This window comes from Kangiella sediminilitoris, from assembly GCF_001708405.1.
Taxonomy (GTDB): domain Bacteria; phylum Pseudomonadota; class Gammaproteobacteria; order Enterobacterales; family Kangiellaceae; genus Kangiella; species Kangiella sediminilitoris.
On sequence record NZ_CP012418.1, the window covers coordinates 2,296,143 to 2,318,551 of the forward strand.

Here is a 22,409-nt window from a genome sequence, read left to right on the forward strand (position 1 = left end):
GTAGGTAGAAATTATGGATTTACGCAAAATTAAAAAGCTTATTGAGCTGGTTGAAGACTCAGGTGTTGCAGAACTTGAAATTCAAGAGGGTGAAGAGTCCGTCCGTATCTCACGCTCTTCAAGCACTCCGGCACCAGCGCCAATTCATTATGCTGCGGCGCCAGCACCAGCAGCTCCTCAAGCACCTGCGGCAGCTGAAGCGGCTGCTCCAGAAGCAGCTCCTGCGGCTCCAGAAGTCAGCGGTCATCAAGTACGCTCGCCAATGGTAGGTACTTTCTATTCAGCACCATCGCCAGGCGCAAAAGATTTTGTTGAAGTCGGACAGCAGGTTAATGCTGGTGACGTCTTATGTATTGTCGAAGCGATGAAAATGATGAACCAAATTGAAGCCGACGTATCTGGCAAGGTAAAAGCAATTCTAGTCAAGAATGGCGAACCTGTTGAATACGACGAGCCTATGTTCATCATTGAGTAACCCCCAACCAGTAGGTATAGAGTTATGTTAGAAAAAGTGGTCATAGCCAACCGTGGCGAGATCGCCTTGCGCATATTGCGAGCCTGTCGTGAGTTGGGAATTAAAACTGTCGCGGTTCACTCAACAGCCGACGAAGACTTAATGCACGTCCGTCTTGCCGATGAGTCTGTGTGCATTGGTCCAGCGGCAGCAGCAGAAAGCTATCTTAATATTCCAGCGATCATCTCAGCTGCCGAGATTACCGATGCCGTAGGTATTCACCCCGGCTACGGTTTCCTTGCCGAAAATGCTGACTTTGCAGAACAGGTAGAGAAAAGCGGTTTTACATTTATCGGCCCAAGCGCTGACGTTATCAACCTAATGGGCGATAAGGTTTCAGCTATCGCAGCCATGAAAAAAGCAGGCGTGCCCTGTGTTCCAGGCTCTGATGGTCCTCTGGGCGATAATGAAAAAGATAACCTTGCGATGGCAAAGCGCATCGGCTACCCGGTAATCATTAAAGCTGCCGGTGGCGGCGGTGGACGTGGTATGCGCGTGGTTCGTAATGAAGGCGAGCTACTGAAAGCGATTTCCCTGACTAAGTCCGAAGCAGGTTCTGTATTTGGCAATGACATGGTGTACATGGAGAAATTCCTTGAAACACCGCGTCACGTCGAGATTCAGGTACTGGCCGACGGTCATGGTAACGCCATTCATTTAGGTGAGCGCGACTGCTCAATGCAGCGCCGTCACCAAAAAGTGGTGGAAGAGGCTCCAGCTCCGGGCATTACCGATCAAATGCGTAAGCATATTGGCGAGCGTTGTGTACAGGCCTGTATCCAGCTTGGCTATCGAGGCGCGGGAACTTTCGAGTTCCTATATGAAAAGGGCGAGTTCTACTTTATCGAAATGAACACTCGTGTTCAGGTAGAGCATCCTGTTTCTGAGATGATCTCAGGTGTTGATATTATTAAAGAACAGCTTCGCATCGCCAGCAACCAGCCGCTATCCTTTAAACAGGAAGATATCCAGCTTAAAGGCCATGCCATTGAGTGTCGTATTAACGCTGAAGATCCGGATACCTTCATTCCATCTCCGGGTACGATTAAGCGTTTTCATGCACCAGGTGGTCCGGGTATCCGTATCGATTCGCATATTTATGCTTCATACAAAGTACCGCCTTACTATGACTCAATGATTGGTAAGCTGATTACATATGGCGAGACTCGCGAAGTAGCCATCCAGCGCATGCAAATGGCGTTAGAAGAAATCGTTATCGACGGTATTAAAACCAATATACCATTACAAAAACGAATTCTTGCTGACGCTAACTTCCAAAAAGGTGGAACCAACATCCACTATCTGGAAGAGCATATGTTTGGTGAACACGAATAGTTGGTAAAAGAGTCACTTGCTCTTAAAAGTAAGTTTAAGCCGGCATTTGCCGGCTTTTTTTTGAAAATACCTTTCTCAATCTATTAAACTTTAATTACCCTCTCCGTCCATTCGCACACTAAATCTGATATTCTCAAAGTTGTTCTCAGAATCTGATATCCTGTTTTGCTCACTTAACATCCCTTCGGATTGTAACTTTATCGCGATATCCAATATAAGATCGTTACGTAAATTTTCATTATTGTTAAGCGGTACAGCTGAATAAAAATCAATATCGCAGACAGCATCCTCACATTGTACATTATTCACCTGCAAGTTTTTCTCCTCCATGAACTGCTCAAAGTCATCCTGCATAAAGCGTGTCAACAAATCATTTCTGTAGTCGCCGTCGTATTTAACTAGCGCTTCCTCGTTACCGTTACTCGCATGGTCAGGATTTTCTTCTTTCTTTTTATTTCCAGTATCCACGATTTGAAAGGTCTCTCCCCGCGCCTCACGCAGCTCCTTTTCTACCTCTATTGCTGTTTCTTGTTTAACTAACTCGGCCTTTAACATAGTCTTAATTTCACGTTCTGCTTCAGACCCAGAAGCACGATCACCACAATCTTTCTCAGGAAAAACTGCAAAGATAATCCCCACAACTAAAGCAACAAAAAGCAAACTCACTATTAATTTTTTGTACAAAACCAAAACTCCTTCTTTTTTTAGGTCTATTAGTCCGAGCAAACCATAGGATATCACTAGCTAATTACCCAAACCAATTGTTATGTTCCACAGCATCAGGCTTGGTCCACCTCTACGTAATGATGCATTATTTCCCCATTATATTGAGCCGCTTGATTTCAAAATATAGTGATCAAAATCGGGATGATTTTGATAAGAGTTTTCAGCACAAGGAGGTGCTGTAAACTCTGGTACGTTAAGTATTTTGGAAGCAAAGCTGGAAGTCATTCTGCGAATGACCTCAATATAGGGGTGTGCTTCTCTTTGGTTCCTTTCTCTTACACAAATAAGAGAAAGGAACTCGACGAGTGTCGAAAAATAGAATTACAATTAACCACTCCACAAATTAGTAGTTCTTCACCTTTCCCCTTATAATAGCCGCAAATTTTATACGATTAGATTCCTATGGCCTGGATTCAGCTCAAATTCGACTACAAACATTCCGATGCTGATTCGTTAAGTGACTACTTAATGGAACTCGGTGCATTGGCGGTAACCTTTTTGGATGCTGAAGATAAGCCGATTCTGGAGCCCCTTCCCGGTGAAACTCCATTATGGGAGCATTTGATCGTTCTGGCACTGTTTGATGCCGAAACAAACACTCAGGTTATTGATAACCTGTTAGCAGATAGCGACTATTCGCAACACGTTGGCGAAAGTTATGATTGGGAAATTATTCGTGACCAGGACTGGGAGCGTAGCTGGATGGATAATTTCAAACCCATGCAGTTTGGTAAAAGAGTGTGGATCGTCCCCAGCTGGTGCGAAGCGCCCGAGCCCCATGCTGTTAACATCAAACTGGATCCGGGGCTGGCTTTTGGCACCGGCACGCACCCCACCACTTCGCTCTGCCTACAGTGGCTCGATGGTGCGGACTTAAAAGGTAAGACAGTTATCGATTATGGCTGCGGCTCCGGCATTCTGGCTATTGCTGCTCTGCTTCTTGGGGCAGAAAAAGTTTACGCCACCGACATCGATCCTCAGGCCATCGAAGCCACCAAACAAAACTTAGAGCGTAATCAAATCAGCAGCGAACGACTGGTACTCGGGCTACCGGATGAGGTCGAGTTACCTCCTGCCGATATTTTACTGGCCAATATTTTAGCCGAACCCTTGCGCCAGTTGGCAGAATCCATTGCAAATGCCGTGCAACCAGGCGGAAATCTGGTATTATCGGGGCTTCTTGAGAGTCAGGCAAAAGAATTAAAAGAACTTTATAGCCAGTGGTTTGCTATGGATCCCGTCTCTACTGAAGAAGACTGGGCGAGGCTTTCAGGTAAAAAGCATTGATAACCAATGACAGCTTCTTATTGTTATGGCTTGATCTATTGATTGATAAATCCTTATGAGCGAAACATTTTTAACCAACTGCCCGCATTGCAAGTCGGTATTTAAACTCCGTAAAGAACATCTTGAGGTTGCCTCAGGCCATGTTCGGTGTGGTAATTGCCATTCGCTATTCTTGGCAACGGACTCGTTGGTGTCCTTGGATAAGGAAAGTCAGAAAGCACAGATGTCTGATACTGTTGAGCAAGCAGAAGATAAAGTCGTTTCTCAAACGATACCTGAGCTGCATGAAATTGACCGTTCTGCCCATTACGAGCTGGATAGTATGGATGTTGATAGTGGACAAGCAAAATCCAGGAACCATTTATCAACATTAAAATGGGCATTCTATGGCTTTGCCACTTTGATTTTAATTTACTTGTCATTCTGGTTTTTCTATCTATGGCCCAATAAAGAGACGCTGGCACAGGACACTACATTACGACCGATATACCAGCTCTCATGCTCCATGTTTGGTTGTCAGCTGGCTCCCCGTCAAGATCTGGAACAGTATCGGGTCAATGCCATTGAGGTTAATATTACCCGTACAGGACAAAAAGAAGTCAGTATGGTGCTTAAAAATGTCGCTCAGTTTTCACAACCCTACCCACAAATTAAGGTCATATTGAGTGATATCAAAGGTAATCAGTTTGCCAGTCCGGTCTATAAACCGCAGCACTACTTACCAGAAGTGAATCACAACGATCTCATCAAGCCACAACAGTCGGTCCACATTGCCTTTACGTTTAATAATGAGATTACCGATTACAGCGGATACCAGGTCGAACTAGTTAAATAAGCGTATTTATTGCTCCAATTAGCAGTTCGTAACCATTTGTCAAGCTAAAAATTGATGGTTTTTTAAACAATTTTCATTCAAAAGCTGTGGCAAAAGGTGTATGATTGGCGACCTTAATTTGAACCCAATATTGTAGTACAGGAGTTCGCGGCTATTTGCGAAATGGATTGCAAAAGGTCGGTATGAAGAGGCTATGTCTTTTCCTCCTGAAGAAACGTAATTCAGCACTATATGCAAATCGCACAGTATCAATTGGACAATCCTCTAATACTTGCACCCATGGCTGGTGTAACGGATCGTCCTTTCCGCTTATTGTGCAAAGAGCTTGGAGCTGGAATGACCGTTTCTGAGATGATTGCCTCCAACCCTAAGCTTTGGAACACAAAAAAAAGCTTAATGCGGAGTGACCATCGTGGGGAACCCGGTATTCGTTCGGTTCAAATAGCTGGTGCAGAACCTGAGATGATGGCTTTAGCTGCTCAACATAACGTTGAAAATGGCGCTGAGATCATCGATATCAACATGGGCTGCCCGGCAAAAAAGGTCTGTAAGAAAGCAGCAGGCTCAGCTTTATTACAGTATCCCGACCTGGTCGAGGATATCGTAAAAGCAGTAGTTGGTGCTGTAGACGTACCAGTGACACTAAAAATTAGAACAGGGTGGAACCCTGACAACCGCAATGGCGTCGAGATTGCAAAGATCGCAGAAGCCAATGGTATACAGGCTCTTGCCGTACATGGCAGAACACGTGCTTGCAAATACCAGGGCTATGCAGAATACGACACTATTGCAGCAATCAAGCAGGCAATTTCAATTCCTCTGATTGCGAATGGGGATATCACCAGTCCGCAAAAAGCCAAGTACGTTCTTGAGCATACTGGCGCAGACGCATTGATGATTGGTCGAGGGGCGCAGGGGAACCCCTGGATATTCCGAGAAATTTGGCACTATTTGCAAACGGGCGAGATCCTTGAGCCGCCAACGATTGATGAAGTACAGGATGTGATGATACGTCACGTCAAAGGGCTACATCAGTTCTATGGCGATCATATGGGTCCTAAAATTGCACGAAAGCATGTTTCCTGGTATCTGCAGGAGCAGGCAGACGGCAAAACGTTCCGTAGCACCTTTAATCGTATAGATGACGGTGCTGAGCAAATAGACGTTTTAAACCGTTATTTTGAACAAAAGCAACAGGCTATAGCAGCATGACAATTTTTGACACGACAACTAACAACCAAACCAGCGTGCAGAACGACTCTGCCAGCTTCCAATCAAACCCTACTTTGCGTGAACACGTTGCAATTTCTATGCAACAGTACCTGAAGCAAATGCAAGGTCAGCCATTGAACGACGTTTACGATTTGGTGTTAACTCAAGTCGAAGAACCTCTTCTGCGTGCCATTATGGAGCACACTCGTAACAACCAGACTAAAGCTGCAAAAGTACTTGGCCTTAACCGCGGTACTTTGCGTAAAAAGTTAAAACGTTACAACCTACTGTAAATCTTTCGAATTAAAATAAGGGTTCTAACGAAGAACCCTTAATTTTTAAGGAGCTACAACATGCCTAACTATCGTCCGGTGAAACGCGCCCTGATCAGCGTTTCAGACAAGACTGGAGTAGTTGAATTTGCCCAAACTCTATCGAGTAAAGGCATCGAAATCTTATCTACTGGTGGTACAGCCAAGCTATTGCGTGATAATGGCATCACTGTTACCGACGTTTCTGACTACACTGGTTTTCCTGAAATGATGGACGGTCGCGTCAAGACACTTCACCCAAAGGTTCATGGCGCTATTTTAGGACGTCGTGGAATGGATGACCAAGTGATGGAAGAACACGATATTATCGGTATCGATATGGTCGTGGTTAACCTCTATCCCTTTGAGAGCACTATTGCACGTAAGGACTGTTCTTTAGAAGATGCTATCGAAAACATCGATATCGGTGGCCCAACGATGGTTCGATCCTCAGCTAAAAACCATCAGGATGTGACTATCGTCGTTGAAAATGAAGACTTCGCACTGGTAGCAGAACAAATTGAATCGAACGGTGCGGTCGATAAAGATACCCGTTTCCGCTTAGCTGCTAAAGCTTTTGCACATACTGCACGTTATGACGCTGCCATCTCAAACTATCTCGGTGTTCAGGCAGCTGAAGATAAAAGTGACTTCCCGCCAACCTATTCAGTGCAATACAAAAAAGCACAGGATATGCGTTATGGCGAGAACCCACACCAGAATTCTGCATTCTACGTCGAGCATGATCCACAGGAAGCAAGCGTCTCGACGGCTAAGCAAATTCAAGGCAAAGAGCTATCGTACAATAATATTGCTGATACAGACGCTGCGCTTGAATGTGTTAAGAGTTTTGATGAACCTGCGTGCGTTATTGTTAAGCATGCCAACCCTTGTGGCGTTGCAATCGCTGATACTATTGGTCAGGCATATGACCTGGCATTTGCGACGGATCCAACCTCTGCTTTCGGCGGTATTATCGCCTTTAACCGTGAGCTGGATGCTGAAACAGCAAAAGCAATCGTCGATCGTCAATTCGTTGAAGTTATTATTGCACCAAGTATCAATGACGCTGCGAAATCTGTGGTTGCAGAGAAGAAAAACGTTCGCCTACTGGAATGCGGTCAGTGGGAACAAGCGGTTCCTTCATACGATTACAAGCGTGTTAACGGCGGTCTTCTTATTCAGGATCGTGATCTGGGCATGGTGTTTGAGGGTGATTTACGGATCGTTACTAAACGCCAACCGACTGAAGAAGAGATGCGAGACCTTTTGTTTAGCTGGAAAATCGCTAAATTTGTTAAGTCCAATGCAATTGTTTACTGTAAAAATGGCCAGACTATCGGTGTCGGCGCGGGTCAGATGAGCCGTGTTTATAGCGCTAAAATTGCAGGAATTAAAGCTGCGGATGAAAACCTGGAAGTTCGTGGTTCAGTCATGGCCTCAGATGCTTTCTTCCCATTCCGTGATGGTATTGATGCAGCAGCTGAAGCTGGCATCACAGCTGTGATTCAGCCGGGAGGTTCTATTCGCGATGATGAAGTTATCGAAGCGGCTAATGAAAACGACATAGCCATGGTTTTCACCGGCATGCGTCATTTCCGTCATTAATTCTCAGGCGTAAGGAATAGAGATAATGAATGTTTTAATTATCGGTAGTGGCGGACGTGAACACGCACTTGCGTGGAAAGCCGCCCAATCAGATAACGTCAGTAAAGTTTTCGTTGCACCTGGCAATGCAGGTACAGCACTAGAAGATAAAGTGGAAAACATCGCGATCGGCGTTGAAGCAATCGATGAGCTAGTAGCTTTCGCTAAAGATAATAACGTTGAGCTGACGATAGTTGGCCCTGAAGCTCCTCTCGTTATTGGCGTTGTAGACTCATTCAAGAATGCTGGTTTGAAGTGCTTTGGTCCTACCAAAGGTGCTGCTCAGCTGGAAGGGTCAAAAGCATTTACCAAAGACTTTTTGGCGCGACACAAGATCCCAACAGCGGCTTATCAGAATTTTACAGAAATTGAACCTGCTAAAGCTTACGTCCGTGAAATGGGCACACCAATCGTCATCAAGGCAGATGGTCTTGCCGCCGGTAAAGGCGTCATTATAGCGCAGAATGAAGCTGAAGCTGATGCCGCGATTGACGATATGTTAGCCGGCAATAAATTCGGCGATGCTGGTCATCGTGTTGTGATTGAAGAGTTCTTACAGGGCGAAGAAGCCAGCTTTATCGTGATGGTCGATGGCAAAAATATTCTTCCTCTTGCTTCCTCTCAGGACCACAAAGCTCGCGATAACGGCGACAAAGGTCCTAACACAGGGGGCATGGGAGCATACTCTCCAGCGCCCGTAGTGACTGCTGAGATGCACGACCGTATTATGGAGCAAGTTATCGTACCTACGGTTGAGGGCATGGCAGCAGAAGGTCATCCTTACACAGGTTTCCTTTATGCAGGTGTCATGATAGATAGTGATGGTGTTCCTAAAGTTCTTGAGTACAACTGTCGCTTCGGTGATCCAGAAACTCAACCTATCATGAGCCGTCTTAAGTCCGATTTGGTCGAGCTCTGCCTTACTGCTATTGATGGTAAATTGGATACGGCTACAGCTGACTGGGATCCGCGTGCTGCTATCGGCGTCGTCATGGCTGCCGGTGGTTATCCAGAAAGCTACCCTAAAGGTGATGTGATTTCTGGGTTAGACTCAGTCAATGATATCAACACTATCGGTAAAGTATTTCATGCTGGTACGGCCGAGAAAGAAGGCAACATTGTCACTAGTGGCGGTCGCGTACTGTGTGTTGTTGCTCTGGGTAATAACGTTACAGAAGCACAGAAAAAAGCCTATCAGGCAGTTGAAAAAATCAACTGGGATAAGGTTTACTACCGCACAGACATTGGCCACCGCGCCATTGCTCGGGAACAGTAACATCACTAGCTACCGTCTTAGATTCGTAAGACATAAAAAGGCGCTTCGGCGCCTTTTTTATTGCCAGCTTTACGGAAACCATTCATTACAGATTCAGTCTAATCCGCTACACTGTTCATGGTACACTTGTTTAGGATCACAAGGACTTGAGTTTTACCGTGTCTAAAAAAGTATTGTTAAAAAAAATAGCTAAAGTTTTACTATGGATACTTTGTATTCTGGTCATTCTTTTCGCTATTGCTTACTGGACGGCACCATCATGGGTACCATCTCAGGTAAAACGTTTTCTGCCTCCTTCGATAGAGCTTCAGCAGCTTGAATTAAAACACCCCGGCCTGAGTTCAACCGAAATTGATCATCTGGTCCTACAGCTTGGTGAAAAGCAACAATACCGTCTAAAGCTTGAGCAAGTCACGCTCGGTTATTCACTGTGGCAAAGAAAACTAACCTCTATCACGGCACAAAATGCGTTATTTTCTGTCTCGCAAAGCAAAGACTCCCCGGCTCAAAGTAAACCTCTGTCTTCTATTGCTTTGCCTCACATTCCTGTTGCAGAAATGCGCCTTAATCAACTGCTAATCGAAGGGCTTACGCCACAGCCAATTCTGTCCAAAGCAATAGTGATTCGTGACTCAGGCTCATCAATTTCATTAAATAGCCAGGTTGAGTATCTGAAGAAGCAATTCCAACTTAATGTCGATGCCAAAAGAAATGAGGCAGCTCTTTCACGACCGGCTCTTTCAGGACTAAGCCTGACCGTTTCACACCAGCAGGATAAAATACACCTTGAAGCTACTCCAATAACCAGTCAGAAATGGTCATTGCAAGGCGATGGACTGGTAGCTCCCGAAACACTTTATCCTCAACCTGGTATTGGTCCTGTTTCCTTTAAATTGAATGCCACGGCAGACTGGTCGCAAACACCTTTCACTTTTATTATTAATTCTGATAGCAATCTCCAGTCCACTATTAACAGCCATCATTTTAGTCTCAACGATCTTGCTACCGGTTTTTTACAACAATACAAGCTCAAGACCAATATCGATCAATTTGAATCAGATATTGCGGTATCGGCGATGACAGACTCTGAGGTTGTTGTTAGTTATGCCCCTTCCACATCTCTGCTTACAATCAAGCAGGGTCAGATTGCTTTATCACTGACTACCCCTGAGTATAATCTGGATGCTGTCCTAAAAAGCCTGGTCTATGACCTGTCAAAAAATCCTACTGACAAGTCTCAACAATTACTGCTCGATACCAAACTGGGACTAAGGGACTTACAGGTTAACTTTGATTCGCCCAAGCATAAGATAAATAGCCGTATAAACACTCTTCAGCTAGAGTCCAAGGTCTCTATTAAGGATTCCGTTCTAAACCTCTCTACAGCTAAAGGTAAGTTAGGGCTGGACACAGTCAGCTACCAAGGTGATAACTCTCACGGTAAACTTATAGCTGGCGACTGGTCACTGGCGGGCTCATCAGTCATCAACTTTAATCAGGCTAAAGACAACACGCACCAATGGCAGGTAAAGAACATAAAACCAGTTAACGGAAAATTAACTTTAAACGACGAAGAAATTTCTGCAGAAAACCTTGCAACAACTTTACAAATGTCCCTAAGTGAAGAGCAACCCAAAGGTGCTATCCAAGGCCAGTACACACTGGAAAAACTCAGTTTCAAAAAACAACCTTTAACTCTCAACCAACTCAAAGGATCTTTAAAATATCTTTTGAGCGAGACACCCAGTGGCCAGCTTACGTTTGATAATGCTAAATATAACGGTCAGCAAATTGGTGTTTCTGATATTTCCGGAAAGTTGGACTGGACTAAACAACCCTCTAATCTCGTTGCTGCAGGCACTATAAAACACCAACAGTCTACCGTACCGTTTCGTTACAGTTTTAATCTAAAGTCGTCTCAGCACAACTTAAAAGTAAAGCAGTCATCTTTGCCGATCTCATCAATTTCTAGGTGGCTCACTATTCTCAAAAACTATCCTCAGCTAAGTTTTAATTCGGGTCAGCTTGAAATCAACTCGCTGGATGGAGACCCCCTTGGCCTTTTATTCAATGGTAAGTTAAACGTTGATAACCTTAACCTTAATTACGACGAATTTTATATAAAAAACTGGACTGTCGAGGATACGCTAACTCCAAACTCAAAACTTGGTGGCACATTAAAAAGTCATATTGAACAAATAGAACTGGCTACTGACATATCGGTGACCAATATTACCTTCCTTATGCCCCACACAATTGATAGTTTGGTGGTTACAGATTTAAAGGGATCTTTACTTAAGGGTAATATTGATATTCCGCGACTGGCGGTTAATAAAGATGGCATCGAACCCTTCACGGTTAACCTTAAGGCCGTTGATATTGGCGCTCTTTTGAAAGCTTTAAATAGTGAAAAGCTCAATATAAAAGGCCTATTTGACTTTACATTGCCACTGAAAATTTCGGAGCAGGGTCAACAAATAGTGGATGGAAAATTTGCCGCTGTTTCGGAAGGTGTTATTCATATTAAATCCGAGCAGGGTAAAGATGCCAATATTGCATTCCAGGCTCTAGAAAACTTTCAATACAAGTCATTCTCTGGCACCTTAAATTATAATAACCAGGGTCATTATGTCATTGAGCTTAATGTGCTTGGCTCCAACCCTGACCTCTACAATGGTTTCCCAATTAAGCTCGACCTGACCCTACGCGGAGAGTTGCCGAATTTGATTTACGCCATGTTGGTTAGTGGTGATATGACCAAGCCAATTCTGGACGATCTGGAACAAAAACAAATGCTCAACATTCAGCAATAATTCATGTTATTGTTTTACACTGTAAGTTATCGCAAATTAACTAAGGAATTGGTATGACCGTAGCCAAGCTCAGCACACTAGTCGTGCTATCTAGCGCTCTTTTTATTGCTTCCGGCTGTACAGTAAAACTGGAAGCTCCTGAAAAGCCAATTCATATTATTGGTGATTTTACCATTAAGCATGAAATTGTGGTTAAAGTAGAGAAAGCGCTGGATCAAGCCCTAACTGAAGAATCGGGACTGTTTTAGGTTACCCATAGGAGAGAGGTTCATATGAAAACTCTGACAAAATTTTTACTAACGGCAGGTGCCGCTTTGTTATTGGCAGCACAAGTATTTGCAGCAAACTTAGGTCAGCTGAAGGATCAAGGACTTGTTGGCGAATTAGATACTGGGTACGTTGGTATCGTCAAGCCGGCACAGGCCACACCTGAGATTAGAGCTTTAGTTGAAAACGTTAACGATCAGCGTCGTGACATCTATGCTGAGCAGGCTAAGAAAAACAATAAAACTTTAGCTGAAATTGAAGCCATTGCGGCACGAAGAAATATCGATCGCACCCAGTCGGGGCATTACGTCAAAATTGGTGGTGCCTGGCAGAAGAAATAAACTGCCAAGCTGGATTTCAGAAGTGTTTATTTAGGAGCCGTTTGAGCAACGCTTGAACGGCTTTGTTGCTCATCAAACCACATCTGTAATTTCGTGAACTTATCCATCACTCGTAATTCCGGGTGACGGAACTCTAAATAATCAACAAGCGCTACCGTATTAATTGCCAGTATTTCAAAACGCTTGGGATAGCTTGCCAAATGAGTTTGTAAATACTTAAGACCTCTATCTAAGGCTCCAGTAAATCTTTCCTGCCAAAAGTCAGACTGACCCTCGCCTCGCATTTTGTCTTGTTGCAAAGCAACCGCCGTATCCAGCAGACCACGGGTCAATGAATACAGTGTCTTTAATTGCCAGCTATTATCGACCTCTTTGAATAGGCGTGACGTTTCATCAGAAAACTGATCCAGATATTCACAAATGACCTGGCTATCAAATATCGCCATTCCCTTATCATCAATCAGGCACGGAACCTTACACAACGGATTTGCCTCAATAAGCTCTTTGGGATTATCAAATGGATGCTGCTCAATTTCTTCAACACTCTTAGTTAAACCTATTTCTCGCAATGCGATTCTTGCAGTTCGCGCATAAGGTGAAGCAGTTGAATAAATTAATTTCACGTCAATTCTCCTCAATTCGCCTTTACGGCACGTTGATTAGCCCAGGAGCGTAATGCTGAAATTTTCTCTGCCATGACCACCGATAGTGGTTTGGTTTGTTCTATTTCGGCTAATATCATGTCGGTCGATAATTCGGATTCTTGATAATGAGCAGCATATAATCCAGCTACAACGGCCTGCTCTATTTCAGCACCACTAAACCCTTCTGTACTTTGAGCTAATAAGACTAAATCAAAGTTCAAGCCGGACTGTTTTCTTTTTTCCAGATGAATTCTAAAGATCTCCTGTCTTGCAGGTGCCTCAGGCAGATCCACAAAAAACAGTTCATCGAATCGACCTTTACGAATTAATTCAGGTGGCAGAGCACTAATGTCATTTGCCGTTGCCACAAAAAATACTGGCGCTTTATTTTCCTGCATGAAGGTCAATAGAGTACCCAGCATTCGCTTTGAAGTGCCACCATCATTATCCGATGTACTCAACCCTTTCTCAATTTCATCCAACCATAACACACAGGGGGACATAACCTGTGAAAGCTTTAACGCTTCACGGAGGTTCTTCTCACTTTCACCATGCCATTTGTTATAGAGAGCGCCGAAATCAAGTCTCAGCAGTGGTATCTGCCACATTCCGGCCACGGCTTTCGCTGCCAACGACTTTCCACTACCCTGAACGCCCATCAAAAGAATCCCTTTCGGCCGATCGAGACCTGTATCTGTTTCGCTTAAAAATACCTTACGGCGCAATTCCAACCAACGTTTCAGACTGTCCATCCCGCCGACTTCTGCAAAATGCGCTGTTTCATATTCGTAGTGCACAGCACCATCCAAATCCAGAAGTTTATAACGGGCTTCATTAACCTGCTCAACTTCTGTCTCGGTAATAGCACCGTCATCGTATATCAGATTACGCACCACCTGCGCGGCATCACCACGAGTCAGGCCCGTTAGATTTCTGATCAGCCTTTGCATCACCTTTTTGTCTGTACGGACTTTTCGTCCTGGGTTCTCAACACCCCAGCGAGCCGCTTCCTTACGAATAATAGATTCCAGCTCTTCCGCGTTGGGTAAACTCAATGTGAAATTCCGAGAGAGCTTCTTTAGCTCTTCAGGTAATTTAATACCATGACTGATTAAGATGATAGTTTGGTGATCTTTAGCATAATCCAGTGCTATATCACGCAACAAACGCGTGGTTTCGGGGTGTTCCCTTCCAATAAAGGGATGGAAGTCGCACAACACATAAATACCACGTCTTTGCATTCGCTTGATGTGACGTAAACACTTAGCTGGCTCGGCAGTATCTTTCAAAGGTGAAAAATGTTCTCCATCCACCTCAAAGCGGCGTAACCCTTCGGTTAAATGCCAGCCAAACACCGGCTGATTTAACTTCATTGCAACCTGATTTATCAGGTTAATGGCTCGCAACTCTTCATGCGTTTCGATTACCAGAATTGGGTTCTTTGATTCAATCAGAATTTTTAAATCATTCTGCTCAGTTTTGCTTCCCATATAATGCGCAGTGGCTCCATTATTTCTATTTTTATCAATTAACGCTAAAATAGTACCAAACGTAATCAGGTAACTTTTTATGCGCCAGTATAGCTTCTTCGACCGACTATGTATGGTAGCGGATTCAGCTTTAAAAACAACTCAGGGCATCTATGACGCGAAGCCTCGTCCCAACCCTGCACAGGATATAGCCGAGCAGGACATGACGGATGAAGAGAAGAAGCATGCCGCGAGTCTGATGCGTATTAACCACACTGGAGAAGTATGTGCTCAGGCGCTTTATCAAGGCCAGGCCCTAACCGCGAAGCTACCAGACGTCCGTCAGGAGATGGAACAGGCCGCTCAGGAAGAAGTAGATCATCTAGCATGGTGTAGCGAGCGTATTCATGAGTTTCATAGCCACGAAAGTTACTTAAACCCCTTCTGGTATGCCAGTTCTTTCGCCATTGGCGCTACTGCTGGTTTAGTCGGCGATAAATGGAGCCTGGGCTTTGTTGCAGAAACCGAAAATCAGGTTTGCAAACATCTCGAAAGTCATCTGGAAAAGCTTCCTGAGCAGGACTACAAGAGCAAGGCCATACTCTCACAGATGCATGTTGAAGAACTAAAGCATGCAACCACGGCCATCGACAATGGTGCAGCAGAGCTACCCAAACCCATAAAATTCGGCATGACCATAATGTCAAAGGTCATGACGAGCACCGTTTACTACGTCTAGATAAATAATTTTGATCGAAGTCATGTTGCACGGACGGCAACCCTGCTTAAAATGTTAATGATTCTTATTTCCAAAAGGATAATCCATGAAATTGATTAAGTTTGTAATAACACTCGCCGTTTTGTTTGCTGCGTCTCAGGTTAACGCTGCAGAAGTCCGTCATTACAAAGGTGAGGACGTTAACACTGTAGAAGAAGCCATAAAGGTTTTACAGACATATAATTCTCAGCTTGAAGCACTTTTAAAGGCTGAAGAATTAAAGCCTCAGGATATGGCTAAAATTCACCAGATGACCTACAGCATGGAAAATGCGCTGAAAATTCTCGAAGGGCATCTCAACATTACTCAACGTAACCTGGAAGAACTCCACCTTTCTTCAGAGCGTATGGAAATGGATAAGGCCAAAGTCTATGGCCAACTATATTTAGATGGTGTGTCTTTTTATACCGAGCAATAAATCAAAAGCTCTGAAATCCGTCAACGGTTTTAAAGCTCAGCCCCACATTTCTTGCAATACTCCGCGTCTGCATCATGACCTTCATAGGCGCACACTGGACAGGCATTATTAGTGACTTCTTTCGTTTTATGATCGCTAATTGCCTGCCTGGTTATTTCAGCGCTATAAATCCCGGTCGGAACAGCGATTAGGCCGTAGCCCATTATCATGATGCAGGAAGCGATGAACTGTCCCAGTGGCGACTGCGGTGAAATATCGCCATAGCCAACGGTGGTCAGAGTCACGATCGCCCAGTAGATCGATTTTGGAATGCTGGTAAAGCCGTTTTCAGCTCCTTCAATAACATAGATCAGTGAACCAAAAATCACCACCAGAAGAATCACGGTATAGAGAAACACGCTGATTTTGGCCTGACTATTTTTCAGCGCCTTCATCATCATGCTGGCTTCGCCAAGATAACTGGCGAGTTTAAAAATACGGAAGACACGCAGCACCCGCAGAATACGAATCACCAGGAAGTACTTAGCATCAGTCAAGAACAGAGCTAAATATGTCGGTATAACCGAGAGCAGGTCAACGATGCCGTAAAAGCTACGGGCATAAAGCATGGGACGTCTGACGCAGATGAGTCGGAGAATGTATTCGACAGTAAATAAAATCGTAAAGCTCCACTCGGCGGCCCACAGAATTTTACCGTATTGAGCAGAGATGGTATCGACACTATCCAGCATCACGGCAATGACACTGGCAAAGATACTGATGATCAGTACCACATCAAAAGCTTTACCCCATCCAGTATCCGCCTCAAAAATGATTTCGTGTATCTTCTCGCGCCAGGGAGCGAGCGGCTCACCTTCATCAAATTTATGTTTCTTATGTGCTGGTACTCTACCCATGAATCGAATGAAATCCTGTCATTAATTTGGAATTTATACTTTAAAGCATCATAAACCGTTACTTGTAATATTAAAACTATGACCTAATTATTTATATTCATGTGTTTTTCACACCGAAAGATGTAAAAATAGATGTTTTAGACGTCCAAAACATGTAAAATTCGATTAAATTTTGACCGTCACGGGAAACCTGACGGTCTATGTTTAAGTGTATATCACACAATTGAAGGTACTAGTGAGATAATGAGCAATTATTCAGTTTTTACTTCTGAGTCTGTATCAGAAGGCCATCCAGATAAAATCGCTGATCAAATTTCCGATGCTGTGTTAGACGCTATCCTCGAACAGGATACCAATGCGCGTGTGGCGGTAGAAACTTTGGTAAAAACCGGCATGGTATTGATCGCTGGTGAAGTCGCGACAAAAGCATGGGTTGATATCGAAGATATCGCTCGTAAAACCATCGAAGAAATTGGCTATACAGGCTCTGACATGGGATTCGACTTCAGTTCCTGTGCCGTATTAAATGCTATCGGCAAACAAAGTCCTGATATTGCTCAAGGCGTTGACCGCGAAGATCCGGAAGCTCAGGGTGCGGGTGACCAGGGCTTAATGTTTGGTTATGCCAGTAACGAAACTGATGTGTTGATGCCAGCACCGGTGACTTACGCACACAGATTAGTAGAACGCCAGGCTCACCTACGCAAAAACGGTACCTTAAGCTGGTTACGTCCAGATGCGAAAAGTCAGCTGACGTTCCGCTATGAGAACGATAAGCCAGTGGGTATTGAAGCGGTTGTTTTATCAACTCAGCATACTCCTGACATCAGCCAAGATGTTCTAAAAGAAGCGGTCATCGAAGAAATCATCAAGCCAGTTCTTCCGACAGAATGGGTCACAGGCGATACCAAGTTCTTCGTTAACCCAACCGGCAAGTTTGTTATCGGTGGTCCTATGGGCGACTGCGGATTGACAGGTCGTAAGATTATCGTTGATACCTATGGTGGTATGGCGCGTCATGGTGGCGGAGCCTTCTCTGGTAAAGACCCATCAAAGGTCGACCGTAGTGCCGCTTATGCTGGCCGTTATGTTGCGAAAAATATCGTCGCGGCAGGTCTGGCGGATCGATGCGAGATTCAGATCTCTTATGCTATCGGTGTTGCCGAGCCAACGTCTATCAGCGTCAACACATTCGGTACCGGCAAGATCAGTGAAGACCGTCTGGTTCAACTGGTTCGTGAGCACTTCGATCTACGCCCTCGCGGCCTGATCAAGATGCTTGATTTGCTACACCCTATTTACAAAGCCACAGCAGCGTATGGCCACTTCGGTCGTACAGAAGATACTTTCACCTGGGAGCGCACTGATAAAGCTGATGCTCTACGTGATGCCGCTGGGCTGTAACTGTTTCATCGATTGAAACAGCAAGAATTTTATCATTACATTCATCGTAACCAATTATTGGGAACAACATGACAGATTACATCGTAAAAGATATTAACCTCGCTTCATGGGGTCACAAAGAAATCGAAATGGCCAAGAGCGAAATGCCTGGTCTGATCCAGATTCGCGAAGAGTACGAAGGCGAACAGCCGCTAAAGGGCGCGCGTATCGCTGGCTCATTGCACATGACGATCCAGACAGCCATGCTTATGGAAACGCTCATTGCGCTAGGCGCTGAAGTTCGTTGGGTATCATGTAACATTTACTCAACGCAGGATCACGCGGCAGCAGCTATGGCCGACCAGGGTATTCCAGTTTTCGCATACAAAGGCGAAACGCTGGACGAGTACTGGGACTACACGCATCGCATCATGACATGGGGTGACGGCGGTTCTCCAAACATGATCCTGGATGACGGCGGCGACGCGACTATGCTGTTGATCTTGGGTAGCCGTGCTGAAAAAGACATCAGCGTTTTGGATAACCCGGGCAGCGAAGAGGAAATCGCTCTATTCAAATCAATCAAAGCAAAACTAGCTGAAGACGATACTTTCTACTCGCGCACTCTGGCTGAGATTCAGGGCGTGACTGAAGAAACGACAACGGGTGTTGCTCGTTTGTATCAGATGAAGAAAAACGGTGAACTACCATTCCCAGCGATTAACGTAAACGACTCTGTAACTAAATCTAAGTTCGATAACCTGTATGGTTGTCGTGAATCGCTAGTTGACGGCATCAAGCGTGCAACTGACGTTATGATCGCCGGTAAAGTCGCTATCGTTTGTGGTTACGGCGACGTCGGTAAAGGTTCTGCACAATCACTTCGCGGTCTAGGCGCAACAGTATGGGTAACAGAAATCGATCCTATCTGTGCACTACAGGCAGCGATGGAAGGTTACCGTGTGGTTGACCTTGAAGATCCAAACATCGTTGAACAGGCTGATATTTTCGTTACTGCAACCGGTAACTACGACATCATCCGCCATGAGCACATGGAGCGCATGAAAGATCAGGCTATCGTCTGTAACATCGGCCACTTCGATAACGAAATTAATATTGCCAGCCTGGAAAACTACGAATGGATCAACATTAAAGATCAAGTTGACCAGGTGGTATTCCCAGACGGGAAGCGTATTACACTATTAGCCAAAGGTCGTTTGGTTAACCTTGGTTGCGCGACTGGCCACCCAAGCTTCGTGATGTCGAACTCGTTCACTAACCAGGTTCTAGCGCAAATCGAACTTTGGAAGAACGGCGACAAGTACGATAACGACGTTTACATCCTACCGAAACACCTGGATGAAAAAGTGGCTAAGCTACACCTTGAGCGTATCGGCGCACGCCTAACAACACTTTCGGACAAGCAAGCAGCTTACATCAACGTAGAAGTTGAAGGCCCTTATAAGCCTGAACACTATCGTTACTAGTCACAGTTCTGTGATATAAGAAACGTGATTTAAGAAAGCCGGCTTTTGCCGGCTTTTTTAATGTATCTTTAAACCTTACACTTTAAATAACACATGAATCCAGGTGCCAATTTTACCCAAATGATCTTTGTGGCGATTTAAGCTTAACACTTGTAAAGAAAGACTCACGACACTAAAGTCTTATATAGACGTTTATATAATTACAATTAATGTTTGAAAGGAGTCATCATTTGTTTTCCAAAATTTATATCTGTCTTATCGTTATATTATTTTCTCTGCACTCGAACTCTAGTATGGCAGAGTCAAAAAGTACCTACTCTATTGTCGCTAACTGGCCTGATATGCCAGCTCAAATTTCTATGGGTCAAGCAACAGGTGTTGCTGTCGACTCCCATAATCACGTATTTATTTTCCACCGTGCAAACCGCAAATGGATAGAGCCTTTTCCTGCCGATAAAATTAGTGAAGATACCGTCCTAATGTTTGATGGCTCTACAGGAAAGCTTATAAATAGCTGGGGAGGAAATCTTTTTATTATGCCACATGGGCTTTCAGTAGATAAAAACAACAATGTTTGGGTCACAGATGTTGGGTCTCAACAGATTCATAAGCTATCACATGATGGTGAATTAATTTTCAGTATTGGCGAAGCTGGTGTGACTGGGAAGGATCAGTCTCATTTCGCCCTTCCTTCTGATCTGAGTGTTCTTGAAGACGGAAGTGTTTACGTCAGCGATGGCTACGATAATACACGAATAATTAAATTCGATTCATCAGGTGCATTTCAAATGCAGTGGGGAAGTCCAGGAAATAAAGCAGGAGAATTTAATCGTCCTCATGGTATTTCCATTGGCAACGATCGCGTTTATGTCGCCGACAGGGGAAATTCCAGGGTACAAATTTTCGATCTCACGGGCAAATATATTACAGAATGGAACACTGAACTTGTTGGCCGCCCCTACGGCATTGCTATATCAAGGGATGAACAGATATTTATTATTGATGGCGGAGATCAGCCCAATAATACTCGATCAAGAGTTTTAATACTCGATACTGACGGTAATATGATTAATAGCTTTAATTCTGAAGAAGATGCGGACTTAAAAAACCTTGGTCATGACATCGCCTTAGGAGCAGATGGAGCGGTGTACGTTGTTGATGCCTGGGCGCGCAGTGTTAGGAAATACAAAATAAATTAATCTATTCGACAACAAAGGATAGCTAGCTTATGGTGCGTTGTAACGCACCATTTAAAGCTTTTATATTTTCTAGTACCAACCGAGGGACAGCCTCTGCGTCAAGACGCACTCTAACCTACAGGATTTGCCTCCAACATATCTTACACAACCACCCTTTGAGACTTCCCCTCAAATACGCGATAATGACGCCACGATTGATTCAATCACAAGATTTAACTATGAATAACGCAAGTCTGAAAGAGCGCGATCTGGCCGTTTTATGGCACCCATGTAGTCAAATGAAGGACTACGAAAAATACCCGATGACGCCGATTAAGAAAGGTGATGGGGTTTATCTCGAAGACTTTGACGGTAATCGCTACATCGATGCCGTAAGTTCCTGGTGGGTTAATTTATTTGGTCATGCCAACCCAACCATTGCTCAGGCGATGAAAGATCAGGTCGATCAGCTGGAACACGTTATTTTCTCTGGCTTTACCCATGAACCTGCCATCGAACTGGCCGAAAATCTGGTTAAGATTACTCCAGAGGGCTTAGATCGTGTTTTCTACGGTGAAAACGGTTCTTCGGCAGTCGAAATTGCACTCAAGATGAGCATTCATTACTGGCAGCTGAAAGGTAAACCGGAAAAGACTCAGTTTGTCACTCTGGAAAACGGGTATCACGGCGAAACCACCGGTGCGTTGGCGGTGTCAGACGTCGGGCTATACAAAGAGCCTTACGAAACCATGATGTTTGACGTTATGACGGTGCCATCGCCTGACTGCTATTACCGCGAAGAGGGCGAAAGCTGGGAAGACTATTCCCGCCGCCAGTTTGTGCATATGCGCAAGCTAATCGAAGAGAAACATGAAACCGTTGCCGCCGTAATTCTAGAGCCATTAGTGCAATGTGCTACCGGTATGCGTATGTATCACCCGGTTTACTTAACCGAACTGCGTAAATTATGTGACGAATACGGCGTTCATTTAATTGCCGATGAAATTGCGGTCGGTTTTGGTCGAACCGGTACTTTATTCGCCTGTGAACAGGCAGATATCAGTCCTGACTTTATGTGTATGTCGAAAGGCCTGACGGCTGGTTTCTTGCCATTGTCGGTGATGATGACGCGTGAAGAGATTTTCGAAGCCTTTTATGATGACTACGAAACCTTGAAAGCCTTCCTTCATTCGCACAGCTATACCGGCTACGCGACCGGTTGTGCCGTTGCTAATGCGACGCTGAAAATCTTCCGTGAACAGCCAATTATCGAAAACAACCGCGTATTGGCTGATCATATGGCGCAAGCAACCGCTCACTTCGCGGATCACCCTAATGTCGCCGAAGTGCGTCAGACCGGTATGATCCTCGCCGCAGAAATGGTTCAGGATAAAAAGACTCGCAAAGGTTACGACTGGAAAGAACGTCGCGGTATGCGCGTTTATGAATACGCACTGTCTCGTGGCGCCCTGTTGCGACCATTAGGTAATGTCGTCTACTTCATGCCGCCGTACGTTATTACTCCGGAAGAGATAGATAAGCTAGCAGATATTGCCTGGAAAGGCATTCAACTGGCGGTTAAGGACTAAACG

At 44.6% G+C, this 22,409-nt stretch carries 21 protein-coding genes; 17 read left to right on the forward strand and 4 right to left on the reverse strand.

The window, feature by feature from the left end; all coding sequences use genetic code 11:
- Positions 1–13 precede the first annotated feature (13 nt).
- Positions 14–475 (forward strand): acetyl-CoA carboxylase biotin carboxyl carrier protein, encoded by a 462-nt coding sequence (gene accB / locus KS2013_RS10815; RefSeq protein ID WP_068993713.1) that lies wholly within the window; start codon positions 14–16, stop codon positions 473–475.
- Between the two features lie 24 nt (positions 476–499).
- Positions 500–1,849, forward strand: a complete 1,350-nt coding sequence (gene accC, locus KS2013_RS10820) for an acetyl-CoA carboxylase biotin carboxylase subunit (RefSeq protein ID WP_068993716.1) — start codon at positions 500–502, stop codon at positions 1,847–1,849.
- A gap of 90 nt (positions 1,850–1,939) precedes the next feature.
- On the opposite strand, the gene KS2013_RS10825 is transcribed toward accC, so the two are convergent.
- On the reverse strand, positions 1,940–2,533 hold the full coding sequence (locus KS2013_RS10825) for a hypothetical protein (RefSeq protein ID WP_156768995.1): 594 nt from the start codon (positions 2,531–2,533) through the stop codon (positions 1,940–1,942).
- Positions 2,534–2,977: 444 nt separating this feature from the next.
- Between KS2013_RS10825 and prmA the strand changes: the two genes are divergently transcribed.
- The 9 genes from prmA to KS2013_RS10870 all read left to right on the forward strand — a co-directional run bounded on the left by prmA (position 2,978) and on the right by KS2013_RS10870 (position 12,564).
- Positions 2,978–3,862 carry a 50S ribosomal protein L11 methyltransferase gene (prmA, locus tag KS2013_RS10830; protein WP_068993721.1) on the forward strand — a complete coding sequence of 295 codons (885 nt, stop codon included), beginning with the start codon at positions 2,978–2,980 and terminating at the stop codon, positions 3,860–3,862.
- Between the two features lie 55 nt (positions 3,863–3,917).
- Positions 3,918–4,697 carry a zinc-ribbon and DUF3426 domain-containing protein gene (locus tag KS2013_RS10835; protein WP_068993724.1) on the forward strand — a complete coding sequence of 260 codons (780 nt, stop codon included), beginning with the start codon at positions 3,918–3,920 and terminating at the stop codon, positions 4,695–4,697.
- Positions 4,698–4,928: 231 nt separating this feature from the next.
- The gene (gene dusB / locus KS2013_RS10840) at positions 4,929–5,909 is read left to right on the forward strand and encodes a tRNA dihydrouridine synthase DusB (RefSeq protein ID WP_068993726.1); all 981 of its coding nucleotides are present in this window, start codon (positions 4,929–4,931) and stop codon (positions 5,907–5,909) included.
- Positions 5,906–6,202 carry a DNA-binding transcriptional regulator Fis gene (gene fis, locus KS2013_RS10845; protein WP_068993729.1) on the forward strand — a complete coding sequence of 99 codons (297 nt, stop codon included), beginning with the start codon at positions 5,906–5,908 and terminating at the stop codon, positions 6,200–6,202. The genes dusB and fis overlap by 4 nt, the downstream gene beginning before the upstream one ends.
- 60 nt (positions 6,203–6,262) lie before the next feature.
- A complete protein-coding gene (purH, locus tag KS2013_RS10850) occupies positions 6,263–7,828 on the forward strand; it encodes a bifunctional phosphoribosylaminoimidazolecarboxamide formyltransferase/IMP cyclohydrolase (protein ID WP_068993732.1) in 1,566 nt (521 codons plus the stop codon).
- A 25-nt stretch (positions 7,829–7,853) separates the two neighbouring features.
- Complete coding sequence (gene purD / locus KS2013_RS10855; RefSeq protein WP_068993735.1) at positions 7,854–9,143, forward strand: phosphoribosylamine--glycine ligase; 1,290 nt, start codon at positions 7,854–7,856, stop codon at positions 9,141–9,143.
- A 158-nt stretch (positions 9,144–9,301) separates the two neighbouring features.
- The gene (locus KS2013_RS10860; RefSeq protein WP_068993737.1) at positions 9,302–11,956 is read left to right on the forward strand and encodes an intermembrane phospholipid transport protein YdbH family protein; all 2,655 of its coding nucleotides are present in this window, start codon (positions 9,302–9,304) and stop codon (positions 11,954–11,956) included.
- A gap of 53 nt (positions 11,957–12,009) precedes the next feature.
- A complete protein-coding gene (locus KS2013_RS10865; protein ID WP_068993738.1) occupies positions 12,010–12,204 on the forward strand; it encodes a YnbE family lipoprotein in 195 nt (64 codons plus the stop codon).
- A gap of 24 nt (positions 12,205–12,228) precedes the next feature.
- A complete protein-coding gene (locus KS2013_RS10870) occupies positions 12,229–12,564 on the forward strand; it encodes a YdbL family protein (RefSeq protein WP_068993739.1) in 336 nt (111 codons plus the stop codon).
- A 26-nt stretch (positions 12,565–12,590) separates the two neighbouring features.
- On the opposite strand, the gene KS2013_RS10875 is transcribed toward KS2013_RS10870, so the two are convergent.
- Entirely contained in the window at positions 12,591–13,187 is a 597-nt protein-coding gene (locus KS2013_RS10875) for a glutathione S-transferase (protein WP_068993742.1), read from the reverse strand.
- An 11-nt stretch (positions 13,188–13,198) separates the two neighbouring features.
- A complete protein-coding gene (locus KS2013_RS10880; protein ID WP_068993744.1) occupies positions 13,199–14,698 on the reverse strand; it encodes an AAA family ATPase in 1,500 nt (499 codons plus the stop codon).
- A gap of 79 nt (positions 14,699–14,777) precedes the next feature.
- Here KS2013_RS10880 and coq7 point away from each other — a divergent pair, with 79 nt between their 5' ends.
- Both coq7 and KS2013_RS10890 read left to right on the forward strand, forming a co-directional pair.
- Positions 14,778–15,416, forward strand: coding sequence for a 2-polyprenyl-3-methyl-6-methoxy-1,4-benzoquinone monooxygenase (gene coq7 / locus KS2013_RS10885; protein WP_068993747.1), 639 nt, complete (start codon positions 14,778–14,780; stop codon positions 15,414–15,416).
- Between the two features lie 85 nt (positions 15,417–15,501).
- Positions 15,502–15,873 (forward strand): DUF6746 family protein, encoded by a 372-nt coding sequence (locus tag KS2013_RS10890; protein ID WP_068993748.1) that lies wholly within the window; start codon positions 15,502–15,504, stop codon positions 15,871–15,873.
- Positions 15,874–15,902: 29 nt separating this feature from the next.
- Here the strand turns inward: KS2013_RS10890 and KS2013_RS10895 are convergent, their stop codons facing one another.
- On the reverse strand, positions 15,903–16,769 hold the full coding sequence (locus KS2013_RS10895; RefSeq protein WP_068993751.1) for an ion transporter: 867 nt from the start codon (positions 16,767–16,769) through the stop codon (positions 15,903–15,905).
- 243 nt (positions 16,770–17,012) lie between these two features.
- Here KS2013_RS10895 and metK point away from each other — a divergent pair, with 243 nt between their 5' ends.
- The 4 genes from metK (at position 17,013) to KS2013_RS10915 (ending at position 22,406) form a co-directional block, all read left to right on the forward strand.
- Positions 17,013–18,173 (forward strand): methionine adenosyltransferase, encoded by a 1,161-nt coding sequence (gene metK, locus KS2013_RS10900; protein ID WP_068993754.1) that lies wholly within the window; start codon positions 17,013–17,015, stop codon positions 18,171–18,173.
- Positions 18,174–18,241: 68 nt separating this feature from the next.
- Positions 18,242–19,639: an adenosylhomocysteinase gene (ahcY, locus tag KS2013_RS10905; protein ID WP_068993757.1), complete on the forward strand. Its 1,398-nt coding sequence runs from the start codon at positions 18,242–18,244 to the stop codon at positions 19,637–19,639.
- A 293-nt stretch (positions 19,640–19,932) separates the two neighbouring features.
- Entirely contained in the window at positions 19,933–20,838 is a 906-nt protein-coding gene (locus KS2013_RS10910) for a peptidyl-alpha-hydroxyglycine alpha-amidating lyase family protein (RefSeq protein WP_169816868.1), read from the forward strand.
- A 218-nt stretch (positions 20,839–21,056) separates the two neighbouring features.
- Entirely contained in the window at positions 21,057–22,406 is a 1,350-nt protein-coding gene (locus tag KS2013_RS10915) for an adenosylmethionine--8-amino-7-oxononanoate transaminase (RefSeq protein WP_068993763.1), read from the forward strand.
- Positions 22,407–22,409 lie beyond the last annotated feature (3 nt).